Origin of the sequence: Mesorhizobium sp. ESP-6-2 (genome assembly GCF_020164675.1) — a bacterium.
Lineage (GTDB): Bacteria > Pseudomonadota > Alphaproteobacteria > Rhizobiales > Rhizobiaceae > Mesorhizobium.
Genome location: NZ_JAIUGT010000015.1, coordinates 68,800 through 81,480 on the forward strand (window position 1 = coordinate 68,800; position 12,681 = coordinate 81,480).

Genomic DNA, 12,681 nt, shown 5'->3' on the forward strand with positions numbered 1-12,681 from the left:
ACGGAAAATGCGATTGCCCACGGGGTGGTACAAATCGTGGCAATACGAAGGGTCATCGGGCCGGCGCCGCACAGACATGCGGGGTTGGCTTTGCTCGTGGGCGGGACAGCGGCGATTGCGGTATCGGTCCTGCTGTCGCGACTCAACCCCGGCGCCGAGACGCTCGAATTATGTGTGCAGGCGTCGGTCGGTGTGGCGGCTGGCGCACTTCTCCTGGCCGGCCTGTTCGCGCGCGTCATCCGCAAGGACCGCCGTCAGATCGCCGAGAGCGAGCAGCGCTTCCGCCGTGCCATGGAGGATTCCTCGATCGGCGTCGCGATCGTCGGCCTCGACGGGCGCATTCTCGAGGCCAACCCTGTCTTCGCCGCCATGCTCGACTACAGCCGCGAAGAGATTGAGGCGCTGACGTTCATTCAGATCACGCATCCCGACGATCATCAGATCGGGCGGGAGACGATGGAGGGCCTCAAGGCCGGCAAGATCGATTCCTTTCATTTCGAGAAGCGCTATCTCAAGAAGGACGGCACGCCCGTCTGGGCCCGGCTGGCCGGTTCTGTCATTTGCGACGGGAATAGCGGCCAGCCGCTGTATCTCGTCTCGCAGATAGAGGACATCGACGCGCGCAGGCAGGCAGAGGCGCGCATCGCAGAGGCCGAAACGCGCTGGAATTTTGCATTGGCCGGCGCCGGCCAGGGCGTCTGGGACTTCGATATGCGCAAGGGCGGCACCACCTATTCGGCGACCTGGGTCAAGATGCTGGGTTACGACGATGGCGAACTTGACGGTGACCCCGATCGTTGGCTGGCGATGATACATCCCGACGACCGCGAGGCCGTGGCCGAGGCGGACCGCGCCCATCTCGAAGGCCGCACGCCGTTCTTCGAGGCCGAATTCAGGATGCGCCACAAGGATGGCCGCTGGCTTTGGTTCCTCGACCGCGGCAAGGCGATCGAGCGCGACGAAGAGGGGCGGCTGATCAGGGCGATAGGCAGCCTGACCGACATCACCCGGCGCAAGCAGGCGGAGGAGCGTCTCGCCGTGTCGGCGGCCATGCTGGCCGACGAAAAGGAGCGCCTCAAAGTGACGCTGCAGTCGATCGGCGATGCCGTCATCTGCACCGATGCCGCGAACCGCATCACCTTCATGAATCCTGTCGCCGAAAAGCTGACCGGCGTCTCCTGCAATGATGCCCTCGGCAAGACGCTTGGCCACGTCTATTGGGCGGTCGACGAGGAGACCGGCCACAGGATCGGCGTGGCGCGGCCTGCGACCGGCGGCCAGGCAGCCGACGACCAGAACAGCCGCGCGGTCCTCATCCGGCGCGACGAGACGCGCTGCAGCATCCGGCAGGTCGTGTCGCCGATCATGAACGAGCGCAACGAATTCTGCGGACTGGTCATCGTCTTCCAGGACTTCACCGATGCGCGCGCGCTGCAGCGCCAGCTTGCCCACGCCGCCGCGCATGATGCGCTGACCGGCCTTGCCAATCGCGCGAGTTTCATACGCGCCATGGAAGACTTGGTCGATCAGGCCCGCAAGGATGGGATCGGACATCAGTTCATGTTCATCGATCTGGATCATTTCAAACTGGTCAACGACACAGGCGGCCACGCGGCGGGAGACGCATTGCTCAAGCGCGTTGCCGAGGCCGTGCGTGGCGTGCTTGGTCCGCAGGACATGGTCGCGCGTCTGGGCGGCGACGAATTCGCGGTCCTTCTGAAGTCGGGCTCGGCCGCTGGTGCCAGGATCGCGGCGCGATCCATCATCGATGCGATACAGGGCCTCGATTTCACGTGGGAAGGCCGTCCTCATTCGATCGGCGCCAGCATCGGACTGGCTCCTATCAACGCCGATTGTGGTGCGGTCGACGAGATCATCGCCAGGGCAGACGCCGCCTGCTACGTGGCCAAGGCTGCGGGTCGCGGATGCGTGTCCGTGGCGCCGGAGAACGATGCGAAGGACGACAGGGTCGAAATCGAGACGCCCAAGCCCCTGGCCGCCGCGTCGTAGCCCCGCGATCGGGCCGCGATCAACCCTGGCGGGTCAGCGTGTCGGAACGGGGTGCTCGCCGCGATAATCGTAGAAGCCGCGACCGGTCTTGCGGCCGAGCCAGCCGGCCTCGACATATTTGACCAGCAACGGGCAGGGGCGGTATTTCGAGTCCGACAGGCCGTCATGCAGCACCTGCATGATCGATAGGCAGGTGTCCAGGCCGATGAAATCGGCCAGCTGCAGCGGCCCCATCGGATGGTTGGCGCCGAGCCGCATGGCGGTATCGATCGCATCGACCGTCCCGACGCCTTCATAAAGCGTGTAAATCGCCTCGTTGATCATCGGCAAAAGGATGCGGTTGACGATGAAGGCCGGAAAATCCTCCGAGACCGTGATCGTCTTGTCGAGCTGCTTCACATAGGTCTTCGCCGCCTCGAAGGTCTGGTCCTCGGTGGCGATGCCGCGCACCAGTTCGACCAGCTTCATCAGAGGAACCGGGTTCATGAAATGGATGCCGATGAAGCGCTCGGGGCGGTCGGTCTGCGCGGCTAGCCGCGTGATCGAGATCGACGAGGTATTGGTCGCCAGTATGGCCTCGGGATTGAGCTGCGGACAAAGCTGGGCGTAGATCTTGCGCTTGACCGTCTCGTCCTCGGTCGCCGCCTCGATGACCAGGTCGGCACCGGCGAGATCGGCCATGGATGGCGCCGCCGCGATGCGCGCCATCGCCTGGTTGCGGAGCTTCTCGTCGAGCTTGCCGGACCCCACCTGGCGGGCCATGTTGCCGCTGACGGTGGCGATGCCCTTCTCGATACGGTCGGGTGATATATCGTAGATCAGCACCTTGTAGCCCGAAAGCGCGGAGACATGGGCGATGCCGCCGCCCATCTGGCCCGCGCCGATGATGCCGATCGTTTCGATCTTGCTCATTACACCGATCCCGTCGAAAAAGACCTTTGCGGCCTGCTTTTTGTGCGGTGCAAACTAAAAGGGCGGGGCGACTTCGTCTACCCCACCCCTCACAATTTAATACGCTTTGCGTCAGGGCGTCAAAGCGCCTTCTGCAACTCCGGCAGGACGACGAAGAGGTCGCCGACGAGGCCATAGTCGGCGACCTGGAAGATCGGCGCTTCCTCGTCCTTGTTGATGGCGACGATGACCTTCGAGTCCTTCATGCCGGCAAGGTGCTGGATGGCGCCGGAGATGCCGACGGCGATGTAGAGGTCGGGGGCGACGACCTTGCCGGTTTGGCCGACCTGCCAGTCATTCGGCGCATAACCGGCATCGACGGCAGCGCGGGATGCGCCGACGGCAGCGCCGAGCTTGTCGGCGACGGGCAGGATGACCTCCTGGAACTTCTCCGAGGAGCCGAGCGCGCGGCCGCCCGAGATGATGATCTTGGCCGAGGTCAGTTCCGGTCGATCGGTCTCCGACAGCCTGTTCTCGATGAAGGAGGAGAGGCCCGGATTGGCCGCGGCGCCGACGGTTTCGACAGCGGCCGAACCGCCCTCGGGCGCCGCCTGGAAGGAGGCGGTGCGCACGGTAATGACCTTCTTGGCATCGGTCGACTGTACCGTCTGGATGGCGTTGCCGGCATAGATCGGCCGCTTGAAGGTATCCGGCGAGACCACTTCGATGATCTCGGAGACCTGCGCCACGTCGAGCAAAGCGGCCACGCGCGGCGCGACGTTCTTGCCCGACGAGGTTGCCGGCGCGACGATGGTGTCATAGGAGCCGGCCAGCGACACGACGAGCGCCGCGGTCGGCTCGGCGAGACGCTCGGCAAGCTCGTCGGCTTCGGCGAGCAGCACCTTGCTCACGCCCTTCAGCTTGGCGGCGGCGTCGGCTGCGCCCTTGGCGCTCTTGCCGGCCACCAGCACATGCACGTCCGAACCGATCTGCAGCGCGGCCGACAGCGCCTTGCCGGTCTGGTCCGAAAGGGTTGCGTTGTCGTGTTCGGCGATGAGGAGAATGGTCATTTTATCTGTTCCTTCCGATCTCAGAGCACGCCGGCTTCGTTCTTCAGCTTGTCGACCAACTCGGCGACGCTCTTGACCTTGACGCCCGCCTTGCGGCCGCCCGGCTCCTCGGTCTTGATGACCTTCAGCCGCGGCTTGACATCGGCGCCGTAGTCGGCCGGGCTCTTCTCGTCGAGCGGCTTCTTCTTGGCCTTCATGATGTTGGGCAGCGAAGCGTAGCGCGGCTGGTTGAGGCGAAGGTCGGCGGTGACGATCGCCGGCATCTTCAGCTCAACCGTCTGCAGGCCGCCGTCGACCTCGCGGGTCACCCTGGCCTTGTCGCCCTCGAGCACCACCTTGGAAGCAAACGTGCCTTGCGCCCAGCCGAGAAGGGCTGCAAGCATCTGGCCGGTCTGGTTGGAATCATCGTCGATCGCCTGCTTGCCGAGGATGACCAGGCCGGGCTGCTCGGCCTCGACCACTCCCTTCAGCACCTTGGCGACGCCCAGCGGCTCGGTCTGCTCGTCGGTCTTGACCAGGATGGCGCGGTCGGCGCCCATGGCGAGCGCGGTGCGAAGCGTCTCCTGCGCCTGCTGCGGGCCGATCGACACGACGATGATCTCTTCGGCCTTGCCGGCTTCCTTGAGTCGGATCGCCTCTTCGACCGCGATCTCGTCAAACGGGTTCATCGCCATCTTGACGTTGGCCAATTCCACCGCCGAACCGTCAGCCTTGACGCGAACCTTCACATTCGCATCCACAACCCGCTTCACGGGCACAAGGATCTTCATTTTCCTGTCACCTCTCTTGAGATAGTTGGGGCGCGCTATACCAGCGTGAACCCTGTCAGAGTTGTCGAAAGCCGACATTCCGGATGGAAATTCTGCTCTTCAACCGCCTAAGGCGGGCGGAAACGCTTCCGTAGTTGCGGCAAACCCGCACGTCAATATGCCAGGGCATCGGGCAATTCACTCAATCGGTTCAGTCGGGGCCGGGGACACTTCCCCGACCCCAGCGTCGCGCAGGCTGCGCCGCAATGGGTTCGCTCACGGCCGGATCGACGGCGATGGCGGGCTGGTCGGCCGGTGCGACCTCTTCGTCCGCGCCCGCAAAAAGCGGCACGCCGCGGCTGCGCAGCACGAGCACCAGCACGGCGCCGGCGATGATGCCGCCTACGTGGCAGGCCCAGGAAATCTGGTCCTCGCCACCGGCGGCGAACATGACGATCTGGAACAGCACCCACAGGAGGAGCGGGATGAAGGCCGGGATGCGCAGCGGAATGCGAGCAAAGGCCAGCACCCAGACCTTCACCCTGGGATAGAGGATCAGGTAGGCGACGACCACGCCGGCGATGGCGCCGGAGGCGCCGATCAGCGGCACCTGCGAGTCCCACGCGATGAGGCCCTGGAAGGCGGCTCCGGCGATGGCGCACAGGAGGTAGAAGATGAGATAGCGGATATGGCCGAGCGCGTCCTCGACGTTGTCGCCGAACACCCACAGGAAGAGCATGTTGCCGCCAAGGTGGAAAATGTCGGCATGCAGGAAGGAATAGGTGAGATAGCTCAGGCTCTCGGGAATGACGATAAAACGCGGGTCGAGCTCTGCCGTGTCATGCACCACGGAGGGGATGAAGCCGAGGCCGAGCACGGCGGCATTGGTGAAATTCTCGCCGCCGAGCGCGGTGGCGCAATAGACCAGCGCGTTGGCCAGGATCAGGCCGATCGTCACATATTGCAGCCTGATGTGCCGCAGCCTGTTGGTGTCGTAGAGCGGGATGAACATCGGTGCCTGGCCTCTCCCGCCTTGGCATAGTTCAGCGGTTCTTGCCGGGAACCCATAACACGTCGGCATTTCCATTGTCATTGACCGCCCTGGCGGCGACGAACAGGAAATCGGAGACGCGGTTGATGTATTTCAGCCCGTCGCGGTTGACGTGCTCATCAGGATGCTGTGCGAGCGCCACCATCAGCCGCTCGGCCCGCCGTGCCACCGTGCGGGCGAGATGGAGCGCAGCGGCGGCCGGCGTGCCGCCGTTCAGCACGAAGGATTTGAGTGGCTGGAGGTCGTTGTTGAGGAGATCGATGTCGTGTTCGACGCGCTCGGTCTGCGCGGCAATGATGCGCAGCGGTTCGTAGCCGAGCGGCTTGCCGTCGTCGGGCACAGCCAGATCGGCGCCGAGGTCGAAGAGATCATTCTGGATGCGGGCAAGCATGGCGTCAATCGCCGGGTGGCTTGGGGCGGTGTGAACACGAGCCATGCCAATGCAGGCGTTGGCTTCGTCGACGGTGCCGTAGGCGTCTACCCTGAGATCGGACTTCAGCCGCCGCTCACCCGTGCCGAGCCCGGTGGTGCCGTTGTCGCCCGTGCGGGTGTAGATCTTGTTGAGCTTGACCACGTCGCCTCCCGAACGGCCGGTGTCCTCACTTGCGGGTGAAATACACGGCCAGCAGGATCAGCGCCAGCGCCACGGCCTGCAGCACGACGCGCGTCTGCATCAGCTTGTTGGAGGTGATGCCGGAACCGCCGCGCATCATGTTGATCAGACCCCGGACCAGCACGATCACCACGGCGACCATGACCAGGATGGCAAGGATGTTGAAGACGGATGCCATTTTGCGTTTCCAGTCCTTTTCTTGTTCAGGCGCGTTTGGCGAGCAGGCGGTGAAGCATCGATGCCGGAAGGATGCGTTTGAGCATGGCCCCGAACCTGGCCGGCACTGTTACCACATAGTGCGGGCGTGGGCGCCGCGACAGAAGTGCATGGCGAAGCGCCTTGTGGACCACTTCCGGGCCAGGTTTCAGCGCCGATTTGCTGCCGCCGCCGCGCATGCGTTCCAACTGCGCCTCATAGTCGGCGCGATGCACGGAATTCTCATGGTCGATATTCCTGAGGAACCAGGCGAGGCCATTGCTGGCGATCTTCGATTTAACCGGCCCCGGCTCGATCAGCGAAACATGGAGGCCGCTGCCGGCCAGTTCCTGGCGCTGACAGAGCATCAATGCCTCCAAAGCGTGTTTGGATGCCGAATAGGCGCCGCGAAAACGTACCGGCACCAGGCCAAGGATCGACGAGCAATGAACGATCCGGCCACCGCCCTGGCGGCGCATCACAGGCACGAGCCGGCGGGTCAGGTCGTGCCAGCCGAAGAAATTGGCCTCGAACTGCTCCCGCAAGGCGGCCACCGGCAGATCCTCGACCGCGCCCGCTTGCGCATAGGCGCCGTTGTTGAACAAGGCATCGATCCTGCCGCCGGTCCGCTCCAGCACTGAAGCCGCAAGCGCTTCGATGGAGGCAGGTTCGCGATAGTCGAGATAGAACGCCTCGATGCCATCCTTTTCCAGGGCCGCGATGTCCTCGGGCTTGCGCGCCGTGGCGAACACCCGCCAGCCTTCCGCCTTGAGCGCCCGCGCGCAATAAGCGCCTATGCCGGACGACGCGCCGGTGACGATGATGACGCGCAACGCGCGCGCCGGCGGATTCGTCTTATGACCAAGGGTTGCCATTTGCCGCATTCCCTTCCCATATTCGCGGCGTCGAGACAATCGAAGGGGAGCGCGGTTCTTGTTGCGGAATATCGTCGCCCTGCGCCGCGTACTCTACGACGCGATCGGTCATTTCAACACCGATGACGGCTGGGCGATGGCCAGCCATCTGGCAATCACCTCGCTGATGGCGCTGTTTCCGTTCCTGATCTTCGCCACCACGCTGGCGAGCTTCCTCGGCGCGCAAGCCTTCGCCGACACGGCCGTGCACCTGGTCTTTGACACCTGGCCGGAGCAAATCGCCAAACCGATCGCGCGCGAGGTGCTGAACGTGCTCACCGTGCGACGATCGGATCTGCTCACCTACGGCGTGCTGCTGGCCGCCTATTTCGCCTCGAACGGCATCGAGGCGCTGCGCACCTCGCTCAACCGGGCCTATCGCGTCACCGAGACGCGCGGCATCATCTATCGCCGTGTGCAGAGCATCTTCTTCGTGCTGATCGCCACGGCAGGCTTCCTGGCGATCAGCGTGCTCCTGGTCTTCGCGCCATTGCTGGCGCGGCTGGCCGAGGCGCATTTCGAGTGGATAAAACCCTATACGGGCACCATCACGCTGTGGCGCTACGTCATCGCCTCGACCGTCATCGTCGGCGGTCTGTTTTCAGTGCATTACTGGCTGCCGGCCGGCAAGCGCCGTTTCGTCTCGCTGATCCCCGGCATCGTCTTCACGCTCGCCGCATGGCTGATCGGCTCGACCATTTTCGCCACCTATCTCGACCATTTCTCGTCCTATGTGACGACATATGCCGGGCTTGCCTCGATCATGATCGCGGTGGTCTTTCTTTATATCGTGTCCGCGATCTTCATTCTCGGCGGCGAACTCAATGCAGCGATCAGCCGCTATCTCGAGGCGCGCGCGCGGGTGGGATGACCGGCTGAATTGAAGAACTGGAGAATTGTAGAATTGAAGAATTGAAGAAGAAGCCCCAGCGCCAGATGGCACCATTTTCCTCAATTCCTCAATTCTACAGTTCTTCCCTTGGTCTGCCGCGCCGTTGCCAGGCCAACACCGAAGGTCGTGATCGCCATGCCGGCAATCTGAAGCGCGTTGAGCTGCTCGCCGAACAAGGCCCAGGCGATGACGGCCGTCACCGCCGGCACCAGATAGAACAGCGAAGCGACCTTCGACATCTCGCCGTCGCGGATCATCACCATCAGAAGGAAGATGGCGCCGATCGACAGCACCAGCACCAGCCAGGCCATGGCGAAGATCAATTCGCCGTTGATGACGACCGTGTGGGTCTCGAAGGCCAGGGAAGCCAGGATCATCACCGAAGCGCCGCCGACATATTGCCACATGGTCGCGGCGACAAGGTCTCCGCCGGAAGCAAAACGCTTCTGCCATATTGTGCCGGCGCTCATGCCGAGCACCGAGACGAGCGAGGCTGTCAGCGTGGCCGATGTCACACCGCCGCCGAGCGCGCCGAGCTTTGGCCAAAGCACGATGACAATGCCGGCCAGGCCGACCGCGAGGCCGGCCCAATGGCGCGGCAGGATCGCCTCGCCGAGAAATTTGCCGGCGAGCACCGCCGTGATCAACGGCTGCAGGCCGACAATCAGCGCCGACAGCCCGGCGGGCATGCCCCTGTGGATAGCCCAGAAGACCGCGCCGAGATAGACTCCATGCATCAGAATGCCGGCCCCGGTGGCGTGCAATGCCTCTTCGCGGGAGGCTCTCTTGGAGCCAAGCACGACCACCAGGCCGGCGAACAACACGGCTGCCAGGACGAAGCGCGCGGCCAGGAACGTAAACGGTTCGGCCCACGGCATGGCATAGCGGGCGCCGATGAAGCCGGTCGCCCACAGGACGACGAAAGTGGCGGGGATGAGCCGCTTGACGCTGTGCATTTTCCGGGAACCGCGCTTGATGAGAATTGAGCCGTGGCGAAGCTCTAGTCCGGTTCAAGCCGGCGCGCAAAACGAAACGATTGATCCATGCATCACCGGAATTCAACCGGCCGTGTTTTCTGCAAGCTGCCCCTTCGGCCTTCGCCTGCGTCAGAGACCGACCATTCGCCTGACATCGTGAGCCGACACGCCCGCTTCGCGCAAGACGGCAAGGCCGGTGTCCTTAAGGCTTTTCGACAGCTTGCGTCCGTCGGGTCCCAGGATCAGCCGGTGATGGAAATAGGCTGGCTGCGGCAGGCCAAGCAGTTCCTGAAGCAGCCGCTGTATCCCGGTCGCGGAATAGAGATCCTGGCCGCGCACGACATGGCTCACGCCCTGCAGCGCATCGTCGACGACGACGGCAAGATGATAGCTGGTCGGGATTTCGCGGCGCGCCAAGATGACGTCGCCCCAATCGCGCGGGCGGGCCTCGACGACGCGCGTCGCGGAGAGCGTTTCGTCTGAAAATTCGTCCCATGACAAATCCTTGCCGACGCGTGCCATCGCGGCATCGACATCCAGCCGCCAGGCGAAGGGAGCGCCCTCGGCAATGCGGCGCCGGCGTTCCTTCGCCGGCAGCGCCTTGTCGACGGCGGGATAGACCGGCACGCCATCGGGATCGCGCGGCCAGTCGCGCCTTTCGCTGTCGGCGATGAAAGCCCGGATCTCCCCCCTGCTCATGAAGGCGGGATAGACCAGTTCATCCCGGATCAGCCGGTCGAGCACCGCCCCGTATTCGGCGAAGTGTTCCGACTGTCGGCGCACCGGCTCTTCCCAGCCCAACCCTAACCATCTGAGATCGGCAAGCATCCCGGCCTCGAATTCCGGCGAGCAGCGCGTGGTGTCGATATCCTCGATGCGCAGCAGCAGGCGGCCGCCGACCGCTCGCGCCAGTTTCTGGTTGAGCAGCGCCGAAAAGGCATGGCCGAGATGCAGTTCGCCATTGGGACTGGGCGCGAAACGGAATGTCAGGAGCGTCATCTCTTGAGCGGCAATCAGGTTGTGCGGCGATTTTGCCAATTGCTACCGTGCGGCCGGTTCAGGAACAAGAAACATGCAACGTATCGCCACATTGGACGACATCGCCCGGGGACTCGACGCGCTTTGCGCAATCGACCCAAGGCTGGAAAAGATCCGCGGCATGGCGGGCGAGGTGCCGTTACGGCTTTCCCAGCCGGGATTCTCGAGCCTTGCCTCGATCATCGTCTCGCAGCAGGTGTCGCGCGCCAGCGCCGATGCGATCTTCGGCCGGCTGACGAAACTGGTCGACCCTTTGACGCCGCTGGCGATCCTTGCCGCCGGCGAGGACATTTTTCGCGAGGCGGGCCTCTCGCGACCCAAGCAACACGGCCTCCTCGCCACCGCCCGGGCGGTGGCGGACGGCCTCGACCTTCATCATTTGTGTTCGCTTGACGCCGGCGAGGCAATCACGACCATGACGGCCGTGCCCGGCATCGGTCCGTGGACGGCGCAAGTGTATCTGCTGTTCGCCGCAGGCCATCCCGATATCTTCCCGGCGCGCGATGTCGCGCTCCAGACCGCCGTCGGCCATGCGTTCGGCATCGACCCGCGTCCGCCGGAGAAAACACTGATCCAGCTCGCCGAATCATGGAGCCCATGGAGAGGTGTCGCATCGCGGCTTTTCTGGTCCTATTATCGCGAATTGAAGGGCAGGGATGCCGCACCCCCGGCCTGAAAGCGCGAAAAAGCATCAAAATCTCGTTTTTTTGGGCCTTCGGACGCGTGACAATCCGCTTCACATCCCTGTCATGTCGGGCTTACAGTATCCGCGCCATTCAGGTTAGAGAACCAAGGAGGCCAACGACGTGACGGTTGCCGTATCTCCGGATGGGCTTCCAGCGCTGGTGCTGAACGCGGATTACCGTCCGCTCAGCTATTACCCCCTGTCGCTCTGGTCGTGGCAGGACGCCATCAAGGCGGTGTTCCTCGAACGGGTGAACATCGTCGCCGAATACGAGCACGCGGTGTCCTCGCCGACCTTCTCGATGAAGCTGCCGAGCGTCGTCAGCCTGAAGGCCTATGTGAAGCCGTCGCGGCATCCCGCCTTCACACGCTTCAATGTCTTCCTGCGTGACCGCTTCCAGTGCCAATATTGCGGCACGCCCGACGATCTGACCTTCGATCACGTCATCCCCCGCCACCGCGGGGGTGCCACGACGTGGGAGAATGTCGTCGCCGCCTGTTCCCCCTGCAATCTCAGGAAGGGTGGCATGATGCCGGCGCATGCCAAGATGTGGCCGTTGCAGAAGCCCTACCAGCCGACGGTGCACGACCTGCACAATAATGGCCGTCTGTTCCCGCCCAACCATCTGCATGAAAGCTGGATGGATTATCTATACTGGGATGTCGAACTGGAACCCTGAGATCGTTCGAGGATTCGGGAGGCTGGCAGTCTGGAGCGATTGTCTGCGCTTCCGGCCTTCGCCGGCCAAAGCACTCGTCAGGGATCGTCTCAGCTTAAGGCTACGGCCGGCGTAGGCCGGTGCCCCATACTTGCCAGACCATGATAGCCTGACACCCCGATGTCGGACCAGCTCGGCCGCGCTCACTTCTCAGCGGGCTTCGCGCTTGAAGACCGGCTTCCCCACTCCGTCGCTGCTTCGCCGGGGCGGATTGGGGGTCGACCTTGGCTCGGACCTTGAAAGCAGCGCCAGTCTACGCAGTCTGCCGAATTTCTGGACGAACTCTGCGTCGCGCTGGTTTATCTAGTCGCGTGAGAACGCGCCGCGGAAGGCGACGGCGGCGAGGATGAGGCTGACGATGGCGTTCCAGCCGGCCAGCGACAGGCCGAGTATGCGAAGGGCCGCCTTGTCGCAGGAGGGTGGCACGAATTTGTCGAGCGCGTCGAGCACGCCCTTGCCGCCGGTGTCGACCGGGCCAGCGCCCGCCGTACAATCGGCCGGACCCTGCCACCAAGCCCATTCGACGCCGGAGTGATAGACGCCAAGATAGAGGCCATAGAGCATCAAGAGGCCGCCGATGCCAAGCAGTCCACGCGTCAGCCATGCGGGTGCGCGCAGCATCGAGGCGATCACCGCCAGCACCATCAGCGGCACGCCGATATAGTAGGGTGTGCGCTGTTCAAGGCAGAGGTGGCAAGGGATGTAGCCGCCGAGATACTGGAAGCCGAGCGCGGAGCCCACCGTGGCGGCCATGGCGACGGCGAGAAACAGGGCCGTCCGTGTCCGTTGGCGTCCGGTGTCGACATTCATGGTCGCTGTCATGGGTCTTTCGTCCGTTGTGTTGGCCGTCCGCCAAGTCTGCGGCCGCTCTCCCGAAA

At 63.7% G+C, this 12,681-nt stretch carries 14 protein-coding genes; 4 read left to right on the forward strand and 10 right to left on the reverse strand.

What is annotated here, in order from left to right; genetic code table 11:
* The first annotated feature begins 84 nt into the window (after positions 1-84).
* Complete coding sequence (locus LB532_RS29200; RefSeq protein ID WP_224557549.1) at positions 85-2,010, forward strand: PAS domain S-box protein; 1,926 nt, start codon at positions 85-87, stop codon at positions 2,008-2,010.
* 33 nt (positions 2,011-2,043) lie between these two features.
* Here LB532_RS29200 and LB532_RS29205 read toward each other — a convergent pair whose 3' ends face one another.
* From LB532_RS29205 to LB532_RS29235, 7 genes are all read right to left on the reverse strand, one after another.
* Positions 2,044-2,922, reverse strand: coding sequence for a 3-hydroxybutyryl-CoA dehydrogenase (locus LB532_RS29205; RefSeq protein ID WP_140500869.1), 879 nt, complete (start codon positions 2,920-2,922; stop codon positions 2,044-2,046).
* A gap of 119 nt (positions 2,923-3,041) precedes the next feature.
* Positions 3,042-3,971: an electron transfer flavoprotein subunit alpha/FixB family protein gene (locus LB532_RS29210; RefSeq protein WP_140640284.1), complete on the reverse strand. Its 930-nt coding sequence runs from the start codon at positions 3,969-3,971 to the stop codon at positions 3,042-3,044.
* Between the two features lie 20 nt (positions 3,972-3,991).
* On the reverse strand, positions 3,992-4,741 hold the full coding sequence (locus LB532_RS29215; RefSeq protein WP_140640286.1) for an electron transfer flavoprotein subunit beta/FixA family protein: 750 nt from the start codon (positions 4,739-4,741) through the stop codon (positions 3,992-3,994).
* A 190-nt stretch (positions 4,742-4,931) separates the two neighbouring features.
* Positions 4,932-5,732 (reverse strand): rhomboid family intramembrane serine protease, encoded by an 801-nt coding sequence (locus LB532_RS29220; RefSeq protein ID WP_140640288.1) that lies wholly within the window; start codon positions 5,730-5,732, stop codon positions 4,932-4,934.
* Between the two features lie 31 nt (positions 5,733-5,763).
* Entirely contained in the window at positions 5,764-6,345 is a 582-nt protein-coding gene (locus LB532_RS29225) for a cob(I)yrinic acid a,c-diamide adenosyltransferase (RefSeq protein ID WP_140640290.1), read from the reverse strand.
* A gap of 25 nt (positions 6,346-6,370) precedes the next feature.
* A complete protein-coding gene (locus LB532_RS29230; RefSeq protein ID WP_140553239.1) occupies positions 6,371-6,562 on the reverse strand; it encodes a twin transmembrane helix small protein in 192 nt (63 codons plus the stop codon).
* Between the two features lie 25 nt (positions 6,563-6,587).
* The gene (locus LB532_RS29235; RefSeq protein WP_140640292.1) at positions 6,588-7,454 is read right to left on the reverse strand and encodes an SDR family oxidoreductase; all 867 of its coding nucleotides are present in this window, start codon (positions 7,452-7,454) and stop codon (positions 6,588-6,590) included.
* Positions 7,455-7,512: 58 nt separating this feature from the next.
* Here LB532_RS29235 and LB532_RS29240 point away from each other — a divergent pair, with 58 nt between their 5' ends.
* Positions 7,513-8,364, forward strand: a complete 852-nt coding sequence (locus LB532_RS29240) for a YihY/virulence factor BrkB family protein (RefSeq protein WP_140500876.1) — start codon at positions 7,513-7,515, stop codon at positions 8,362-8,364.
* 80 nt (positions 8,365-8,444) lie between these two features.
* Here the strand turns inward: LB532_RS29240 and LB532_RS29245 are convergent, their stop codons facing one another.
* Complete coding sequence (locus LB532_RS29245) at positions 8,445-9,341, reverse strand: DMT family transporter (protein WP_140640294.1); 897 nt, start codon at positions 9,339-9,341, stop codon at positions 8,445-8,447.
* Positions 9,342-9,491: 150 nt separating this feature from the next.
* On the reverse strand, positions 9,492-10,361 hold the full coding sequence (gluQRS, locus tag LB532_RS29250; RefSeq protein WP_140640296.1) for a tRNA glutamyl-Q(34) synthetase GluQRS: 870 nt from the start codon (positions 10,359-10,361) through the stop codon (positions 9,492-9,494).
* 73 nt (positions 10,362-10,434) lie between these two features.
* On the opposite strand from gluQRS, the gene LB532_RS29255 reads away from it, so the two are divergent.
* A complete protein-coding gene (locus LB532_RS29255; RefSeq protein ID WP_140640298.1) occupies positions 10,435-11,076 on the forward strand; it encodes a DNA-3-methyladenine glycosylase family protein in 642 nt (213 codons plus the stop codon).
* Positions 11,077-11,206: 130 nt separating this feature from the next.
* Positions 11,207-11,764: an HNH endonuclease gene (locus LB532_RS29260; RefSeq protein ID WP_023677956.1), complete on the forward strand. Its 558-nt coding sequence runs from the start codon at positions 11,207-11,209 to the stop codon at positions 11,762-11,764.
* Between the two features lie 342 nt (positions 11,765-12,106).
* Here LB532_RS29260 and LB532_RS29265 read toward each other — a convergent pair whose 3' ends face one another.
* Positions 12,107-12,625, reverse strand: coding sequence for a disulfide bond formation protein B (locus LB532_RS29265; protein ID WP_140640300.1), 519 nt, complete (start codon positions 12,623-12,625; stop codon positions 12,107-12,109).
* Positions 12,626-12,681: the final 56 nt, after the last annotated feature.

Excerpts from the sequence above, each read along its gene's own strand:
- LB532_RS29230 (WP_140553239.1), bottom strand. The coding sequence starts at position 6,562 with ATGGCATCCGTCTTCAACATCCTTGCCATCCTGGTCATGGTCGCCGTG.
- LB532_RS29205 (WP_140500869.1), bottom strand. The coding sequence starts at position 2,922 with ATGAGCAAGATCGAAACGATCGGCATCATCGGCGCGGGCCAGATGGGC.
- LB532_RS29235 (WP_140640292.1), bottom strand. The coding sequence starts at position 7,454 with ATGGCAACCCTTGGTCATAAGACGAATCCGCCGGCGCGCGCGTTGCGC.
- LB532_RS29215 (WP_140640286.1), bottom strand. The coding sequence starts at position 4,741 with ATGAAGATCCTTGTGCCCGTGAAGCGGGTTGTGGATGCGAATGTGAAG.
- LB532_RS29220 (WP_140640288.1), bottom strand. The coding sequence starts at position 5,732 with ATGTTCATCCCGCTCTACGACACCAACAGGCTGCGGCACATCAGGCTG.
- LB532_RS29265 (WP_140640300.1), bottom strand. The coding sequence starts at position 12,625 with ATGACAGCGACCATGAATGTCGACACCGGACGCCAACGGACACGGACG.
- gluQRS (WP_140640296.1), bottom strand. The coding sequence starts at position 10,361 with ATGACGCTCCTGACATTCCGTTTCGCGCCCAGTCCCAATGGCGAACTG.
- LB532_RS29245 (WP_140640294.1), bottom strand. The coding sequence starts at position 9,341 with ATGCACAGCGTCAAGCGGCTCATCCCCGCCACTTTCGTCGTCCTGTGG.
- LB532_RS29210 (WP_140640284.1), bottom strand. The coding sequence starts at position 3,971 with ATGACCATTCTCCTCATCGCCGAACACGACAACGCAACCCTTTCGGAC.
- LB532_RS29255 (WP_140640298.1), top strand. The coding sequence starts at position 10,435 with ATGCAACGTATCGCCACATTGGACGACATCGCCCGGGGACTCGACGCG.